At 63.7% G+C, this 15,555-nt stretch carries 16 protein-coding genes; 3 read left to right on the top strand and 13 right to left on the bottom strand.

Features of this window, described 5'->3' with window-relative positions; translation table 11 throughout:
- Positions 1-147: 147 nt before the first annotated feature.
- The 3 genes from clpB to rluD form a co-directional block, all read right to left on the bottom strand.
- Positions 148-2,712 (bottom strand): ATP-dependent chaperone ClpB, encoded by a 2,565-nt coding sequence (gene clpB / locus NY023_RS03170; RefSeq protein ID WP_015268858.1) that lies wholly within the window; start codon positions 2,710-2,712, stop codon positions 148-150.
- Positions 2,713-2,964: 252 nt separating this feature from the next.
- Entirely contained in the window at positions 2,965-3,705 is a 741-nt protein-coding gene (pgeF, locus tag NY023_RS03165) for a peptidoglycan editing factor PgeF (protein WP_013970763.1), read from the bottom strand.
- Positions 3,702-4,664 carry a 23S rRNA pseudouridine(1911/1915/1917) synthase RluD gene (gene rluD / locus NY023_RS03160; RefSeq protein ID WP_015268856.1) on the bottom strand — a complete coding sequence of 321 codons (963 nt, stop codon included), beginning with the start codon at positions 4,662-4,664 and terminating at the stop codon, positions 3,702-3,704. Before rluD ends, pgeF begins: the two co-directional genes overlap by 4 nt.
- A gap of 147 nt (positions 4,665-4,811) precedes the next feature.
- Here rluD and NY023_RS03155 point away from each other — a divergent pair, with 147 nt between their 5' ends.
- Positions 4,812-5,831: an outer membrane protein assembly factor BamD gene (locus NY023_RS03155; protein ID WP_013970761.1), complete on the top strand. Its 1,020-nt coding sequence runs from the start codon at positions 4,812-4,814 to the stop codon at positions 5,829-5,831.
- Positions 5,832-5,925: 94 nt separating this feature from the next.
- Entirely contained in the window at positions 5,926-6,156 is a 231-nt protein-coding gene (locus NY023_RS03150) for a PP0621 family protein (protein ID WP_013970760.1), read from the top strand.
- 92 nt (positions 6,157-6,248) lie between these two features.
- Here NY023_RS03150 and thiO read toward each other — a convergent pair whose 3' ends face one another.
- The 5 genes from thiO to NY023_RS03125 are packed head-to-tail and all read right to left on the bottom strand — an operon-like array spanning position 6,249 to position 9,076.
- Entirely contained in the window at positions 6,249-7,346 is a 1,098-nt protein-coding gene (gene thiO / locus NY023_RS03145) for a glycine oxidase ThiO (protein ID WP_013970759.1), read from the bottom strand.
- 54 nt (positions 7,347-7,400) lie between these two features.
- The gene (locus tag NY023_RS03140; RefSeq protein ID WP_013970758.1) at positions 7,401-7,790 is read right to left on the bottom strand and encodes a type IV pilin protein; all 390 of its coding nucleotides are present in this window, start codon (positions 7,788-7,790) and stop codon (positions 7,401-7,403) included.
- Between the two features lies 1 nt (position 7,791).
- Positions 7,792-8,256: a hypothetical protein gene (locus NY023_RS03135; protein WP_044046882.1), complete on the bottom strand. Its 465-nt coding sequence runs from the start codon at positions 8,254-8,256 to the stop codon at positions 7,792-7,794.
- The gene (locus NY023_RS03130; protein WP_013970756.1) at positions 8,253-8,897 is read right to left on the bottom strand and encodes a PilW family protein; all 645 of its coding nucleotides are present in this window, start codon (positions 8,895-8,897) and stop codon (positions 8,253-8,255) included. The genes NY023_RS03135 and NY023_RS03130 overlap by 4 nt, the downstream gene beginning before the upstream one ends.
- On the bottom strand, positions 8,894-9,076 hold the full coding sequence (locus NY023_RS03125) for a prepilin-type N-terminal cleavage/methylation domain-containing protein (RefSeq protein WP_024086213.1): 183 nt from the start codon (positions 9,074-9,076) through the stop codon (positions 8,894-8,896). Before NY023_RS03125 ends, NY023_RS03130 begins: the two co-directional genes overlap by 4 nt.
- A gap of 109 nt (positions 9,077-9,185) precedes the next feature.
- On the opposite strand from NY023_RS03125, the gene NY023_RS03120 reads away from it, so the two are divergent.
- Positions 9,186-9,683, top strand: coding sequence for a GspH/FimT family pseudopilin (locus tag NY023_RS03120; RefSeq protein ID WP_024086212.1), 498 nt, complete (start codon positions 9,186-9,188; stop codon positions 9,681-9,683).
- A gap of 78 nt (positions 9,684-9,761) precedes the next feature.
- On the opposite strand, the gene ispH is transcribed toward NY023_RS03120, so the two are convergent.
- The 5 genes from ispH to ribF are packed head-to-tail and all read right to left on the bottom strand — an operon-like array spanning position 9,762 to position 15,440.
- Complete coding sequence (gene ispH, locus NY023_RS03115; protein WP_013970753.1) at positions 9,762-10,709, bottom strand: 4-hydroxy-3-methylbut-2-enyl diphosphate reductase; 948 nt, start codon at positions 10,707-10,709, stop codon at positions 9,762-9,764.
- Positions 10,710-10,723: 14 nt separating this feature from the next.
- Positions 10,724-11,161, bottom strand: coding sequence for an FKBP-type peptidyl-prolyl cis-trans isomerase (gene fkpB, locus NY023_RS03110; RefSeq protein WP_003258215.1), 438 nt, complete (start codon positions 11,159-11,161; stop codon positions 10,724-10,726).
- The gene (lspA, locus tag NY023_RS03105; protein ID WP_003258216.1) at positions 11,154-11,669 is read right to left on the bottom strand and encodes a signal peptidase II; all 516 of its coding nucleotides are present in this window, start codon (positions 11,667-11,669) and stop codon (positions 11,154-11,156) included. The genes fkpB and lspA overlap by 8 nt, the downstream gene beginning before the upstream one ends.
- On the bottom strand, positions 11,662-14,493 hold the full coding sequence (gene ileS / locus NY023_RS03100) for an isoleucine--tRNA ligase (RefSeq protein ID WP_013970751.1): 2,832 nt from the start codon (positions 14,491-14,493) through the stop codon (positions 11,662-11,664). The genes lspA and ileS overlap by 8 nt, the downstream gene beginning before the upstream one ends.
- Positions 14,490-15,440 carry a bifunctional riboflavin kinase/FAD synthetase gene (ribF, locus tag NY023_RS03095; protein WP_023660619.1) on the bottom strand — a complete coding sequence of 317 codons (951 nt, stop codon included), beginning with the start codon at positions 15,438-15,440 and terminating at the stop codon, positions 14,490-14,492. Before ribF ends, ileS begins: the two co-directional genes overlap by 4 nt.
- Between the last annotated feature and the right edge of the window lie 115 nt (positions 15,441-15,555).

Raw genomic sequence — 15,555 nt, 5'->3', positions numbered from 1 at the left:
TGAGGGCCTCTTCGCGGGTAAACCCGCTCCCACAGGTACTGCACAGGCCTTTGAGCTGTAGGTAATCCTGTGGGAGCGGGTTTACCCGCGAAGGGGCCGGCACAGGCAAAAAAAGCCCCGCAGATGCGGGGCTCATGGTGAAACAGATCAGCCGAAGACGATTTCGTCGCCTTCCACCTTGGCGGTAATCGCCGTGCCCGGCATGAACTTGCCTGCCAGGATCAACTGCGCCAGCGGGTTCTCGATCCAGCGCTGGATCGCACGCTTCAGTGGCCGTGCGCCGTATACCGGGTCGTAACCCACGGCAATCAGCTTGTCCAACGCCTCCGGGCTCAAGCTCAGCGACAGTTCGCGCTCCAGCAGACGGCTGCGCAGGCGGCCCAGCTGGATTTCGGTAATGCCGGCAATCTGCTCGCGGCCCAGTGGCTCGAACACCACCACTTCGTCGATACGGTTGATGAATTCCGGACGGAAGTGCGAACCCACCGCATCCATCACCGCCGCACGCTGTGCCTCGCGGTCACCCACCAGTTCCTGGATCTGCGCCGAGCCCAGGTTGGAGGTCATCACAATCACGGTGTTGCGGAAGTCCACGGTGCGCCCGTGGCTGTCGGTCAGGCGGCCGTCTTCCAGCACCTGCAGCAGCACGTTGAACACATCCGGGTGGGCCTTCTCCACCTCGTCCAGCAGCACCACCGAGTATGGCTTGCGCCGTACCGCCTCGGTCAGGTAACCGCCCTCTTCATACCCCACATAGCCTGGTGGGGCACCGATCAGGCGAGCCACGGAATGCTTCTCCATGAACTCGGACATGTCGATGCGCACCATTGCCTCTTCGGTGTCGAACAGGAACTCGGCCAGCGCCTTGCACAGCTCGGTCTTGCCCACCCCGGTCGGGCCGAGGAACAGGAACGAACCACTCGGCCGGTTCGGGTCGGACAGCCCGGCACGCGAACGGCGCACCGCGTTGGCCACGGCGGTTACCGCCTCGTTCTGACCGATCACACGCTGGTGCAGCAGCTCTTCCATCTTCAGCAGCTTTTCACGCTCGCCTTCGAGCATCTTGGCCACCGGGATACCGGTCCACTTCGAGACCACTTCGGCAATTTCTTCCTCGGTCACCTTGTTACGCAGCAACTGGTTTTCGGTCTTGCCGTGCTGGTCGACCATCTGCAGGCTGCGCTCCAAGTCCGGGATCACCCCGTACTGCAGCTCGGCCATGCGGCTCAGGTCGCCTTTGCGACGGGCGGTCTCCAGCTCCTGACGGGCCTGCTCGATCTTTTGCTGGATCTGCGCCGAGCCCTGCACCTCAGCCTTCTCGGAGGCCCAGATTTCTTCCAGGTCGGCGTATTCACGCTCCAACCGGTCGATTTCCTCGGTCAGCTTCTCCAGGCGCTTTTTCGCCGCTTCGTCTTCTTCCTTCTTCAGCGCCTGCGACTCCACCTTCAGCTGGATCAGGCGACGGTCGAGGCGGTCGAGCACTTCCGGCTTGGAGTCGATCTCCATGCGGATGCGGCTGGCCGCTTCGTCGATCAGGTCAATGGCCTTGTCCGGCAGCTGACGGTCGGTGATGTAGCGGTGGCTGAGCTTGGCCGCAGCAATGATGGCGCCGTCGGTGATGGCCACCTTGTGGTGCACTTCATAACGCTCTTTCAGGCCCCGCAGGATGGCGATGGTGTCTTCCTCGCTCGGCTCCTCGACCAGCACCTTCTGGAAGCGGCGCTCCAGGGCAGCATCTTTTTCGATGAACTGGCGGTACTCGTTCAGCGTGGTGGCGCCAACGCAGTGCAGCTCGCCACGAGCCAGGGCCGGCTTGAGCATGTTGCCGGCGTCCATGGCGCCCTCGCCCTTGCCGGCGCCGACCATGGTGTGCAGTTCGTCGATGAACAGGATGATCTGGCCTTCCTGCTTGGACAGCTCGTTCAGCAGGCCTTTGAGGCGTTCTTCGAACTCGCCGCGGTACTTGGCACCGGCAATCAGCGCGCCCATGTCCAGCGCCAGCAGGCGCTTGCCCTTCAGGCCGTCCGGCACTTCACCATTGATGATGCGCTGGGCCAGGCCTTCGGCGATGGCGGTTTTACCTACGCCAGGCTCACCGATCAGCACCGGGTTGTTCTTGGTACGGCGTTGCAGCACCTGTACGGTACGGCGAATTTCGTCGTCACGGCCAATCACCGGGTCCAGCTTGCCCTCTTCGGCACGCTTGGTCAGGTCGACGGTGTACTTGTCCAGCGCCTGGCGCGATTCCTCGGCGTTGGCGTCATTGACCGCCGCACCGCCACGCAGGTTGTTGATGGCGTTTTCCAGGGCCTTCTTGCTCACGCCCTGGCTCAACAACAGCTTGCCGAGCTTGCTGTTCTCGTCCATGGCAGCCAGCAACACCAGTTCGCTGGAAATGAACTGGTCGCCCTTCTGCTGGGCCAGGCGGTCGGCCTGGTTGAGCAGGCGCGCCAGGTCCTGCGACATGTTCACGTCGCCGGTGGGGTTCTGGATTTTCGGCAGCTGGTCGAGTTCTTTCACCAGTGCCTGGCGCAGGCTGTTGATGTCGAAGCCTACCTGCATCAGCAGCGGCTTGATCGAGCCGCCCTGCTGCTCGAGCAATGCCTGCAACAGGTGCACCGGCTCGATGGCAGGGTGATCCATGCCAACCGCCAGGGATTGGGCATCGGATATCGCAAGCTGCAGCTTGCTGGTCAAACGGTCTATTCGCATGGGGATACCTTCCTTTTAAAGGGCAGGTCGGAGCGATGGACAGCGCCTGTTTGTGAAGAAACCTGCCTGAGATGACCTTATAGATAAGGCTGATTCTGGAAGATTCAAGCGTAGCGGGGTTGACCAGGATCAACCTGTTGGATTAGTGCTGGGCCATTCGCGGGCATGCCCGCCCCCACAAGTACTGCTCCGCTCTCAGGGCCTGTGATTATCCTGTGGGGGCGGGTTCACCCGCGAAAAGGCCGATGCAGGCTAGCGCGGTTCCAGCCACACAAGGGAAGCAAAACGCCCCCCCTGCGGAGTACGGCGATAGGAGAAGAACCGCTCGTCGCTGACCGTGCACAAGCCACCGCCATGAACAGCAGTCACCCCACGCGCCGCCAAACGAATACGCGCCAGCTCATAGATGTCGGCCATCAACTTGCCCGGCCGGGCACCATCGACAAAGGCCCTGGCCGCTTCCGGGTGCACCGCCGTAAAGGCATCACGCACTTCCAGCCCCACTTCGAACGCCTGTGGGCCAATCGCCGGGCCCAGCCACACCAGCACCTCTTCGGGTGGCAGTGCCAGGCGATCCAAGGTGGCCTCCAGCACACCACCGGCCAACCCGCGCCATCCAGCATGCGCGGCCGCCACGCGGGTACCGGCCCGGTCGCAGAACAGCGCTGGCAGGCAATCGGCAGTCATCACGGTGCAGGCAATGCCAGGCTGATCGGTCCAGCTGGCGTCGGCCTCGGCCACCACGGCCGGGTCGGCATTTGCCACCACCAGCCCATGCACCTGCTTGAGCCAGGCCGGCTGGATGGCGAATTCGTCGCTCAGGCGACGACGGTTCTCGGCCACCGCGACAGGGTCGTCCCCAACATGGTCGCCAAGGTTGAAGGTTTCATAGGGCGGCAGGCTGATGCCGCCCTGGCGAGTGGTGACACAGGCGCGCACCGAGGCCGGGGCCGGCCAGTCGGGGAACAGCAGCGACTGAGTCAGGCCACTCATCCGATAAAGCTCTCGCGGTCCTGGTTCAGCAGCGACAGCAACCAGACGAAGTCGTCCGGCAGCGGCGATTCCCATTCCATGCGCTCACCGGTGGTCGGGTGTACCAGCGCCAGGAAGCGTGCGTGCAGGGCCTGACGCGGGAAGGTTTTCACCGCCTCGACCATGGTCGGGCTGGCTGCCGGCGGGATGCGGAAGCGGCCGCCGTAGGTCTGGTCGCCGACCAGCGGGTAGCCGACATGAGCCATGTGCACGCGGATCTGGTGGGTACGGCCGGTTTCCAGCTTCACCCGCACATGGGTGTGCGAGCGGAAGCGCTTGAGCACACGGTAGTGGCTGATCGCAGGCTTGCCGCCGTCGGTGACTGCCATGCGCTGGCGCATGCCGCCGTGGCGACCGATGGGCGCGTCGATCTTGCCACCGGCAGTCACCACACCAACCACGATGCATTCATAAATGCGGCTGACCGAGCGCTTTTGCAGCTGGTCGACCAGGTTGGTCTGCGCCTGCAGGGTCTTGGCCACCACCATCAGGCCGGTGGTGTCCTTGTCCAGGCGGTGCACGATGCCGGCGCGCGGCACGTTGATGATGTCGGGCACATGGTGCAGCAGCGCGTTCAGCAAGGTGCCGCTGGCATGCCCGGCAGCCGGGTGCACAACCAGGCCGGCAGGCTTGTTGATCACCAGGATCTGGTCGTCTTCATAGACGATGTCCAGCGCGATGTCCTCGGCCTCCCACTCGCCCTGGGCCTCTTGCTCGGCCTCCAGGGCCAGCACGGCGCCACCATGGACGGTGTCACGCGGGCGCAGGACCGCGCCATCGACCGTCAGGCGGCCTTCTTTGATCCAGGTAGTCAGCCGCGAGCGCGAATACTCGTCGAACAATTGGGCGGCGACCTGGTCGAGGCGTTGACCGCCCAGTTCGGACGGGACCTCTGCGCTAAGTTGAATGATCTCGGACATGCTCGATTCGGCGGGCGCACAGCCTTTGGTTTCGGCTGCGAGCTTGTGGTTAAATACGGCTTCTTTTGTCCCGGGGTTGGCCGGGGCGCTCATCATAACAGGACGGCACCGCCCAAGACAGCGGCCGTCAAAGGGACGCAAGCCGCCATGCAAGTGAAACACCTGCTGCTGATCGCCATCCTCGGGCTCACCGCGGCCTGTTCCTCCAATAAGGAAGTGATCGACGAGAACCTCAGCGAGGCCGAGCTGTATCAGCAGGCGCAAGCTGACCTGGACAACTCCAGCTACACCAGCGCCGTGAACAAGCTCAAGGCCCTGGAGTCGCGCTACCCGTTCGGCCGCTATGCCGACCAGGCGCAGCTCGAGCTGATCTACGCCAACTACAAGAACTCCGAGCCCGAGGCTGCCAAGTCGGCTGCCGAGCGCTTCATCCGCCTGCACCCGCAGCACCCGAACGTCGACTACGCCTACTACCTCAAGGGCCTGACCTCGTTCGACCAGGACCGTGGCCTGGTGGCGCGCTTCCTGCCGCTGGACATGACCAAGCGTGACCCGGGTGCTGCCCGCGACTCGTACAACGAGTTCGCCCAGCTGACCAGCCGCTTCCCCAACAGCCGCTACGCCCCCGATGCCAAGCAGCGCATGATCTACCTGCGCAACCTGCTGGCGTCGTACGAAATCCATGTGGCCGACTACTACCTGAGCCGCCAGGCCTATGTAGCCGCTGCCAACCGTGGCCGCTACGTGGTGGAGAACTTCCAGGAAACCCCATCGGTCGGCGACGGCCTGGCGGTGATGGTCGAGGCGTACCAGAAGATGCACCTGGACGAACTGGCCGCCACCAGCCTGGAAACCCTCAAACTCAACTACCCGGACCACCCGAGCCTGGTAGATGGCGAGTTCCAGCCAAAGCAGACCGAGTCTGACGGCCGCGGCTGGCTGTCCAAGGCGACCCTGGGCCTGATCGAAACCGAAACCCCGCTGCCACCGGGTGAAACCCGCGCCAACCAGGACGTCGTCAAGCAGTTCCAGGATGCACGTGACGAGATGCCGCGTGAGCTGCTGCCAACTGACGAGAACGGTGACCCGATCGTGCCGGAAGGGCCGAAGGAAGCCGAGAAAGACCGCTCCTGGTTCAGCTACATGACCTTTGGTCTGTTCGACTGATACGTAGCGGTACATGAAAGGGAGGCCCTGGGCCTCCCTTTTTTATTGGCCGCGTCCTAGACTGTCGGCTTCTTCAACCGACAAGCTGGACACCATGGTTCGCCTACTTTTCTGGATCGCCCTGATCGCCGCTGCGTTCTGGCTGTGGCGCAAGTTCAAAGCCAGCCAACAGTCGCACCCCGAGGCCAAGCTGGATGCGCCGCTGAAGATGGTGCGCTGCGCCCATTGCGGCGTGCACCTGCCCAATGACCGGGCGCTGCAGCAGGGCAACGAGTGGTACTGCAGCCAGGCGCACCTGCAGCAAGGGCCAGGCCGCCAAGACTGAATTCAAATCTCCACTGGCTTCTTCGCGGGTAAACCCGCTCCCACAGGGATCGCACAGTTTTCGAAACCTGTGCTCTACCCGCGAAGAGGCCCTCAGCCCAGCCGCCCGGTTGGCGCATAGGGCGCCGGGTCGATGATCGGCTCGGCCCCGGTCAGCAAGTCGGTAAACAGCTGGCACGAAGCCGGCGCCAGCACCAGCCCGTTGCGGTAATGCCCGCAGTTCAACCACAACCCCGCATGCCCCGGCACCGGCCCGATATACGGAATACCTTCCGGCGACCCCGGCCGCAGCCCGGCCCAGTGCGCCACCACCGTGGCCCCCTCGAGCTCAGGCAGCAACTCCACCGCCGAGGCCTTCAGGCTCTCCAACGCCTCCTCGGTCGGGGTCTTGTCGTACCCGGCATGCTCCAGCGTGCTACCCACCAGAATATGCCCGTCACGCCGCGGGATCGCATAGCGCCCCTTGGCCAGCACCATGCTCGGCAGGAAGTCTTCGGCACATTTGAACAAAATCATCTGGCCCTTCACCGGCTCCACCGGCAGCTCCAGGCCGAGCGTACGCAGCAGGTCGCCACTCCACGCGCCAGCACTGAGCACCACCTCATCCGCCGCCAGAACGCCGTCTGCCGTCTGCACCCCGGTCACGCGACCGCCCTGCTGGACAAAACCGGTAACCTGGCAGTGCTCACGCAAGGTCACGTTGGGCAACGCCAGCAACGCCGCCTTGAGCGACTTCACCAGGCGCGGGTTGCGCACGTTGGCCACGCCGGCCATGTAGATGGCACGCTTGAAGCCCGGGCCCAGCACCGGCACCGCGTCATAGGCCGCCGAAATATCCACGGCACTCAGCGGCCGCTGCTCACGCTCGGCCCAGGCCAGCGCTTCGGCCTCGTCGTCCAGGTCGAGCCAGTACAGGCCCGTGGTGTGCACTTCGGGGTCGACGCCGGTGCTGGCGAACAAACGCTCGCCCAGCTGCGGATAAAAGTCTTGCGACCAGTGTGCCAGGGCGGTCACGGCCGGGCTGTAACGCCACGGGTACAGCGGCGAGACGATGCCACCGCCAGCCCAGGACGACTCGCGGCCGACTTCCCCCTGATCGCACACCACCACCTGCCCGACCTTCGCCGCCAGGTTGAATGCCGTCAGCAGGCCGATCACCCCGCCGCCGACCACCACTACTTGCTTGCTCATCTGTCGATCCAACACCTGAAGTAAATCCGCGATGCACCGGGCATCATTCAATCTTCAGCTTCCCCAGCAATGCACGCTGTCTTCGACGGCACCCGGATTGCGCTGCACGCCGGCCTGGTCGAGCTGGAAATCGCCACAGCGGTCCTGCGCCATCAGCCCGCTCGGCAGCCGCCGGGCGCGCAGCGTGAAGGTGTCGCTGTCGCGCTGGGCCTGCAGGCTGTAATAGCGGGTACCGTCGGGCAAGGCCGGGTCGCCCTCGGCGTATTGGCCAGTGCGTACGCGGTGGCGCTCCAGGCGCAGGGCGGCATCATGCAGCAGGCCAACCACTTCGCTGCGCGCGGCTCGCCGTAGCTGGTCGCTGTAACTGGGGTAGGCAATGGCTGCCAGAATGCCGGTCACGGCCAGCACAATCAACAACTCGATCAGGCTCAAGCCTTGCTGCATGTCAGTCTCCTCGCAATCTCTGCCGCCAGGCAATGCGCCGGGTTGTGTCGCCGTCCATGGCGTAGACCGCTTCCAGCACATGCCGTGACTGGGTTTGCAGGCTGACGGCGGTGACGCGGTACAGGGTGACCTGCTGCCCTTCCGGCATATGCGCCGCGTGTTCGCTGGTACCCAGATTCTGCAAATGGAAATAGCCGGTTCGCGTGGGCTGCCACTGCCCGCTCAGGTCATGCGGTCGAGCGGGTGGCGGGCACGCCTCGCAAGGGTCGGGGGGAGCCCGCTCGAGCTCGCCTGCCCCTGCCAGCAGCGTGGCCTCGGCCTGCTCCAGCGCCAGCAGGCCTTCGCTCAGATAGCCGGTCATTCGCGTTTGCACCAGCGCATTACGCAGGGCAGACGCCGCAAACAGCCCAAGCAGCAGGCTCAGGACCAAGGCCAACAACAGGACTATGCCACGCTGACGATTCATGAGGCCGGCACCGGGTTGCGGATTGCGACGCTCAGTTCATGGTGCTGTTCAAGTTCGAGCGTGGGTTCGTAAAGCGTCAGGGCAATATCCACCCCCTCACCCTGTGCCATTTGCACACGTTGGAAACGTATTGAGCGCACATTTTCAACCAGCGGCTGGAAGTTGCTTTTGTTGCGTTTGAATCTCAGCGTATTGCCCTGGAGTTGGTAGACATATCTGCTGATGGGGTAAACCTGTGGGTAGCCCTCCTTCAACTCATCGTCCACAGACACCTTGCTAGTACAGTCCGTGTGCAGGAACCACTGCGGGCCCCCGGCTTGCCCAGGTAACTCCGCAACGACCAGGCTAAGGGTGGATGCTTCGACTTCCATCGGCCGGGCGAATGCGTGCCCTGCGCTCGAACTGCCGAAGTGCTTTGGCCGCAGTCGCAGGCAGCCGAACATCCCGGTCATGCGGATATCCTGGGCCATTCGCAGCAATGCCAGGCGTGCCTCATCCTGCATGCGTACTGCCGTGCTTTGCAGCCGCCAGGTATGGTGGGCCGAGGCAAATAGCTGGCTGGCCGCCGTCAACAGCAGCAACCCGATGGTCAGCGCCAGCATCACCTCAAGCAAGCCGAAACCACGCTGGCCGCGACTCATGGCCGCCCCCTTTCATGCTCACTGTGCGCCGCCATTGCCGCCTGTCCATCGCGGCGCGCGTTCTCCGCAGCCTGCAATGCCTGCAGTTGCAGGCCTGCCGCTGCGAACATACCCACAGCCACCACTACCACCGCCAATAACACTTCCAGAAGCGTCATGCCCCGCTGTCTTGCGTGCATCCCTGCACCTCCTGCGACTTTTCCTGCAATTGCATTGAACCCGGGCGACTGGACCGCCGGTCCAACGACCGTGAAGCTACAGCCAAGCACTTCCAGGGAGGAATGCACGGTGAAGCAACGAGGTGTAACACTGATACAAATGTTGTCGGCCCTGGCGGTGGCCGTATTGCTGACACAACTCGGCATGCCGGCCTACGCCAGATTGAGCGACGACCTACACAGGGCGGCAGCTGCGCGTGACTTGGCGCAGGCACTGCGCAGTGCGCGCAGCCATGCCATGTTGCAAAGCCAGCCGGTGCTGGTGCAGGCGTTGGACGGTAACTGGGGGAATGGTTGGCAGGTGATGCTGGAGCATAACGGGCAGGTGCTGCGCGAGCAGCGTCTTTCACGGCCGCTGAAGATCACGAGCAATCGCGGTGAGCAGCTGAAATTCAGTGCGCAGGGTGTTCCGCTTGGGGCCAACGGTAATTGGTTAGGTTCAACGATGGAGATTTGCGAGCGCTTGACCGCAACTAGCCAGTATCAAGTTGTGATGGCATCGACTGGCAGGGTCAACGTACAGATGGGAGAGCCAAAAAAATCCCGATGCAAAGACACCTCCAGCTAGCATATGTGGTCGTTGTGGGAGCGGCCCTTTCGCACACAAGGCCGCTCCCACATAAAACAGCACCAGGTGGGTGCCGTTTCAGATCAGCGACCGAACCCGCAGTTCCTTGGGCATGGAGAAGGTGATGTTCTCTTCCCGCCCATCCAGCTCTTCAGCACCGGTGGCGCCCCAGGCCTTGAGCTGCTCGATCACGCCACGCACCAGAACTTCGGGAGCCGAAGCGCCAGCGGTGATGCCGACCCGCGCCGTCTGGTCGAACCAGCCACGCTGCAGGTCCTCGGCACCGTCGATCAGGTAGGCCGGGGTGCCCATGCGCTCGGCCAGCTCGCGCAGGCGGTTGGAGTTGGAGCTGTTCGGGCTGCCGACCACCAGTACCACGTCGCACTCGTCCGCCAGTTGCTTGACCGCGTCCTGGCGGTTCTGGGTGGCGTAGCAGATGTCATCCTTGCGCGGGCCGCCAATGTTCGGGAAGCGCGCACGCAGGGCGTCGATCACGCGGCTGGTGTCGTCCATCGACAGCGTGGTCTGGGTGACGAACGCCAGGTGGTCCGGGTCCTTCACCTGCAGGTTGGCAACATCCTCCTCGTCTTCGACGAGGTAGATGGCGCCACCGTTGCTGGCGTCGTACTGGCCCATGGTGCCTTCGACCTCCGGATGCCCTTCGTGGCCGATGAGAATGCACTCACGGCCGTCGCGGCTGTACTTGGCCACTTCGATGTGCACCTTGGTCACCAGCGGGCAGGTGGCATCGAACACTTTCAGGCCACGGCCAGCAGCTTCCTGGCGCACGGCCTGGGAAACCCCGTGGGCACTGAAGATGACGATGACGTCGTCCGGTACCTGGTCCAGCTCTTCGACAAAGATGGCGCCACGGTTGCGCAGGTCTTCCACCACGAACTTGTTGTGCACCACTTCGTGACGCACATAGATCGGCGGGCCGAAGACTTCCAGCGCGCGGTTGACGATTTCGATCGCCCGGTCGACCCCCGCGCAGAAGCCGCGAGGGTTGGCGAGTTTGATTTGCATGCTCGGCTCCAGGCTTACAGGGCCTTCACCTCGAGGATCTCCACCTCGAAGGTCAGGGTCTTGCCAGCCAATGGGTGATTGAAGTCGATGGTCACCTGGTCGTCATCGAACGCTTTGACTACACCCGGCAGCTCGGTGTTGGCGGCGTCGTTGAAGATGATCAACAGCCCTTCGGACAACTCCATGCCCTCGAACTGAGACCGTGGCATGACTTGCACGTTCTGCGGGTTTGGCTGGCCGAATGCGTTCTCCGGGGCCACCACGACGGTACGCTTGTCGCCACCCTTGAAGCCGAACAGGGCGTTCTCGAACCCTGGCAGCAGGTTGCCATCGCCAACCTTGAAGGTGGCCGGGGCCTTGTCGAACGTGCTGTCGACGGTGTCGCCGTTTTCCAGGTGCAGCGCGAAGTGCAGGGTGACTTCGGTGTTCTGGCCGATACGGGTGTCAGTCATGGACCGGATCCTCGGACTTCTTGCTCTTGAACATATCCAGCGCCAGCATCACCGCACCAACGGTGATGGCGCTGTCGGCCAGGTTGAAGGCCGGGAAGTAATGGCGGTTCTGCCAGTGCACCAGGATGAAGTCGACCACATGGCCGAGCACGACGCGGTCGTACAGGTTGCCGATCGCGCCACCCAGCACCAGCGCCAGCGCCACGGCCAGCCAGGTCTCGTTGCGCCCCAGGCGCTTGAGCCACACTACCAACACGGCACTGACCACCACGGCGATCAGGGCGAACAGCCAGCGCTGCCAGCCGGAGCTTTCAGCCAGGAAGCTGAACGCCGCGCCGGTGTTGTAGGCCAGGGTCCAGCTGAAGTAGTCAGGGATGACGACAACCTGCTGGTACATGGTCAGGGCATTGTTGAAATACAGCTTGGTGGCCTGGTCGAGGACCAGTACCACCAGGCTCAGCCAAAGCCATGCAAGGCGCCCGAAGCGCCCCGCTACAGGGTTAGGCATAGTGGCGCACCTCGCCGGAACCGCTCAGGTTGTCGACGCAACGGCCGCAGATTTCCGGGTGCTCCGGGTGGCTGCCGACGTCGGCGCGGAAGTGCCAGCAACGGCCGCACTTGGTGTGGCCGGACTTGACCACTTGCAGCTTGAGGCCTTCGACTTCGGTGGCCACCGCTTCGGCCGGCGCTTGCGCGAATGGCACCACGCTGGCAGCCGAGGTGATCAGCACGAAGCGCAGTTCGTCGCCCAGCTTGCCCAGGTCGGCGCTCAGGCCTTCGTCGGCGTACAGGGTGACTTCGGCCTGCAGGTTGCCGCCGATGACCTTGGCGGTACGCTGGTTTTCCAGCTCCTTGTTGACCGATGCCTTGACGGCCATCACGCGGTCCCAGTAGGCGCGGTCCAGTTCGGTACCTACCGGCAGCTCGCTCAGGCCTTCGTACCAGCCGTTGAGCATTACCGACTCGTTGCGCTCGCCTGGCAGGTACTGCCAGATTTCGTCGGCCGTAAACGCCAGGATCGGCGCGATCCAGCGCACCAGCGCCTCGCTGATGTGGTAGAGCGCGGTCTGGCAGGAACGGCGAGCGACACTGTTGGCGCCGGTGGTGTACTGGCGGTCCTTGATGATGTCGAGGTAGAAGCCGCCCAGTTCCTGCACGCAGAAGTTGTGCACCTTGGAGTAGACGTTCCAGAAACGGTACTCGCTGTAGTGCTCTTCCAGCTCGCGTTGCAGCAGCAGGGTGCGGTCAACCGCCCAGCGGTCCAGCGCCAGCATGTCTTCCGGGGCCAGCAAATCGCGGGCCGGGTCGAAGCCGGACAGGTTGGAGAGCAGGAAGCGTGCAGTGTTGCGGATACGGCGGTAGGCGTCGGCGCTGCGCTGCAGGATTTGCTCGGAAACGGCCATTTCACCGGAATAGTCGGTAGCGGCAACCCACAGGCGCAGGATATCGGCACCCAGGGTGTTGTTGACCTTTTCTGGCTCGATGGTGTTGCCCAGCGACTTGGACATCTTGCGGCCGTTCTCGTCCACGGTGAAGCCGTGGGTCAGAAGCTCGCGGTACGGCGCGTGGCCGTCGATGGCGCAACCGGTCAGCAAGGACGAGTGGAACCAGCCGCGGTGCTGGTCGGAACCTTCCAGGTACAGGTCGGCACGCGGGCCGGTGGCGTGGCCAATGTCATGCGAGCCACGCAGCACGTGCCAGTGGGTGGTACCCGAGTCGAACCACACGTCGAGGGTGTCGGTGATCTTGTCGTACTGCTCGGCTTCAGCGCCCAGCAGTTCGGCGGCGTCCAGCTTGAACCAGGCCTCGATGCCTTCCTGTTCGACGCGCTTGGCCACTGCTTCCATCAGCTCGACGGTGCGTGGGTGCAGCTCGCCGGTCTGCTTGTGCAGGAAGAACGGGATCGGTACACCCCAGTTGCGCTGACGGGAGATGCACCAGTCCGGGCGGTTGGCGATCATCGAATGCAGGCGCGCCTGGCCCCAGGCCGGGACGAACTTGGTGTCTTCGATGGCTTTAAGTGCGCGCTCACGCAGCGGCTCGCCGGTGGTCGGCTGCTTGTCCATACCCACGAACCACTGCGCGGTGGCGCGGTAGATCAGCGGGGTCTTGTGGCGCCAGCAGTGCATGTAGCTGTGGCTGATGGTTTCGGTGTGCATCAGCGCGCCGACTTCGCTCAGCTTCTCGACGATGGCCGGGTTGGCCTTCCAGATGAACTGGCCGCCGAAGAATGGCAGCGAGTCCACATACACGCCGTTGCTCTGCACCGGGGTGAGGATGTCGTCGTTGACCATGCCGTAGCGCTTGCAGGTGACGAAGTCGTCTTCACCGTAGGCTGGCGAGGAGTGCACCACGCCGGTACCGGCGCCCAGTTCGACGTAGTCAGCCAGGTAGATTGGCGACAGGCGGTCATAGAACGGGTGGCGGAAGTTGATCAGTTCCAGTGCCGAACCCTGGGCGGTGGCAATGACCGAGCCTTCCAGGCTGTAGCGCTTGAGGCACGACTCGACCAACTCTTCGGCCAGAACCAGCAGACGCTCGCCGGTGTCGACCAGGGCGTACTTGAACTCCGGGTGGATGTTCAGCGCCTGGTTGGCCGGGATAGTCCACGGGGTGGTGGTCCAGATCACGATGGCAGCCGGCTTGGCCAGCGAAGCCAGACCGAAGGCAGCAGCCAGCTTGGCGTCATCGGCTACCGGGAAGGCAACGTCGATGGTCTGCGATTTCTTGTCGGCGTACTCGACTTCGGCCTCGGCCAGGGCCGAACCGCAATCGAAGCACCAGTTCACAGGCTTCAGGCCCTTGAACACGAAGCCTTGCTTGACCATCTCGGCCAGGGCGCGGATTTCGCCGGCCTCGTTGGCAAAGTTCATGGTCTTGTACGGGTTGTCCCAGTCACCCAGCACGCCCAGGCGGATGAACTCGGTCTTCTGCCCTTCGATCTGCTCGGCGGCGTACTCGCGGCACAGCTCGCGAGTGCGGTCGGCGGACAGATGCTTGCCGTGGGTGACCTCGACCTTGTGCTCGATCGGCAGGCCATGGCAGTCCCAGCCCGGCACATACGGCGCATCGAAGCCGGCCAGGGTCTTGGAACGGACGATCATGTCCTTGAGGATCTTGTTCAGCGCATGACCGATGTGAATCTTGCCGTTGGCATAGGGCGGGCCGTCGTGCAGGACGAACTTGGGACGATCCTTGCCAATTTCGCGCAGCTTCTGGTACAGGCCAATGCTGTCCCAGCGCTGCAGGATCTGCGGTTCGCGCTGAGGCAGGCCGGCCTTCATGGGGAAGGCGGTGTCCGGAAGGTTAAGCGTGGCTTTGTAGTCGGTCATTTCAGGCTCTTCGTTAGCGGTTGAGCGTGCCAATGTGCACGTGCGGCGGCGATATCCGCATCGATCGCCGACTTCAGCGCCTCCAGGGAGGCGAATCGCTGCTCTTCTCGCAGCTTGTGGTGGAACTCCACCGTCAGGCGCCGGCCGTAAAGGTCGCCGGCATAGTCCAGCAGATGAATCTCCAGGTGCGGGCGCCCATCACCGGCAACGGTGGGGCGCACGCCGATATTGCCGACACCCGGCCAGGCCTTGCCGTCGATTTCGATGCTGGCCAGGTAGACCCCGGACAGCGGCACGCGGCGGCGCTTGAGCTGAATGTTGGCGGTAGGTGTGCCGAGCTGGCGGGCCAGCTTCTGGCCATGCAGCACGCGGCCGCTGATGCGGTACGGGCGGCCCAGCAGGTGCTCGGCCAGCTCGAAGTTGCCTTCGGACAGGGCCTTGCGCACTTCGGTGCTGCTGACCCGCAGGCCGTCCTGGATCACCGTGTTGGCAGCCTCGACGGTGAAGCCGTACTGCTTGCCGGCCTCGACCAGGAAAGCGAAGTCGCCGGCGCGGTCGCAGCCGAAGCGGAAGTCATCGCCCACTTCGAGGTGGCGTACACCCAGGCCGTCGACCAGGATGGCCTTGACGAAGGCATCGGCGCCGAGCTTGCTCAGGCGCTGGTTGAATGCCAGGCACAGCACCCGGTCGATACCCTCGGCCGCCAGCAGCTCGATCTTGTCGCGCAGCCGGGCCAGGCGGGCCGGCGCGGTGTCGGGGGCGAAATACTCGCGTGGTTGCGGTTCGAAGATGACCACGCAGGTCGGCAGGCCCAAGGCCTGGCCGCGCTCGCGCAGGCGCGCCAGGATAGCCTGGTGGCCGCGGTGAACCCCGTCGAAGTTGCCAATGGTGGCGACACAGCCCCGGTGCTCGGGGCGCAGGTTGTGAAGACCTCGAACCAGCTGCATAACGCGCTTCTTGCTCATAAAGTGGCCGATTATAACCACACCCGGGCGCCGGTGACAGGCAGCAGCGCCCAAGGGCGGCGTGGAATTCGAAAAACCGACGCCTGACCCGCCCGAT

The organism is Pseudomonas sp. NBB, from assembly GCF_032701105.1.
Classification (GTDB): Bacteria; Pseudomonadota; Gammaproteobacteria; order Pseudomonadales; family Pseudomonadaceae; genus Aquipseudomonas; species Aquipseudomonas asiatica.
The sequence above is the reverse complement of the archived record's forward strand: the minus strand, read 5'-3'. Positions and strand labels throughout refer to the sequence as shown.

Bases quoted from the DNA above. Each gene is read 5' to 3' on its own strand.
- NY023_RS03155 (WP_013970761.1), top strand. From the start codon at position 4,812: ATGCAAGTGAAACACCTGCTGCTGATCGCCATCCTCGGGCTCACCGCG.
- clpB (WP_015268858.1), bottom strand. From the start codon at position 2,712: ATGCGAATAGACCGTTTGACCAGCAAGCTGCAGCTTGCGATATCCGAT.
- NY023_RS03130 (WP_013970756.1), bottom strand. From the start codon at position 8,897: ATGAGTCGCGGCCAGCGTGGTTTCGGCTTGCTTGAGGTGATGCTGGCG.
- NY023_RS03140 (WP_013970758.1), bottom strand. From the start codon at position 7,790: ATGCAGCAAGGCTTGAGCCTGATCGAGTTGTTGATTGTGCTGGCCGTG.
- ispH (WP_013970753.1), bottom strand. From the start codon at position 10,709: ATGCAAATCAAACTCGCCAACCCTCGCGGCTTCTGCGCGGGGGTCGAC.
- NY023_RS03125 (WP_024086213.1), bottom strand. From the start codon at position 9,076: ATGCACGCAAGACAGCGGGGCATGACGCTTCTGGAAGTGTTATTGGCG.
- fkpB (WP_003258215.1), bottom strand. From the start codon at position 11,161: ATGACTGACACCCGTATCGGCCAGAACACCGAAGTCACCCTGCACTTC.
- NY023_RS03135 (WP_044046882.1), bottom strand. From the start codon at position 8,256: ATGAATCGTCAGCGTGGCATAGTCCTGTTGTTGGCCTTGGTCCTGAGC.
- NY023_RS03150 (WP_013970760.1), top strand. From the start codon at position 5,926: ATGGTTCGCCTACTTTTCTGGATCGCCCTGATCGCCGCTGCGTTCTGG.
- ileS (WP_013970751.1), bottom strand. From the start codon at position 14,493: ATGACCGACTACAAAGCCACGCTTAACCTTCCGGACACCGCCTTCCCC.
- pgeF (WP_013970763.1), bottom strand. From the start codon at position 3,705: ATGAGTGGCCTGACTCAGTCGCTGCTGTTCCCCGACTGGCCGGCCCCG.
- ribF (WP_023660619.1), bottom strand. From the start codon at position 15,440: ATGCAGCTGGTTCGAGGTCTTCACAACCTGCGCCCCGAGCACCGGGGC.
- rluD (WP_015268856.1), bottom strand. From the start codon at position 4,664: ATGTCCGAGATCATTCAACTTAGCGCAGAGGTCCCGTCCGAACTGGGC.
- lspA (WP_003258216.1), bottom strand. From the start codon at position 11,669: ATGCCTAACCCTGTAGCGGGGCGCTTCGGGCGCCTTGCATGGCTTTGG.
- thiO (WP_013970759.1), bottom strand. From the start codon at position 7,346: ATGAGCAAGCAAGTAGTGGTGGTCGGCGGCGGGGTGATCGGCCTGCTG.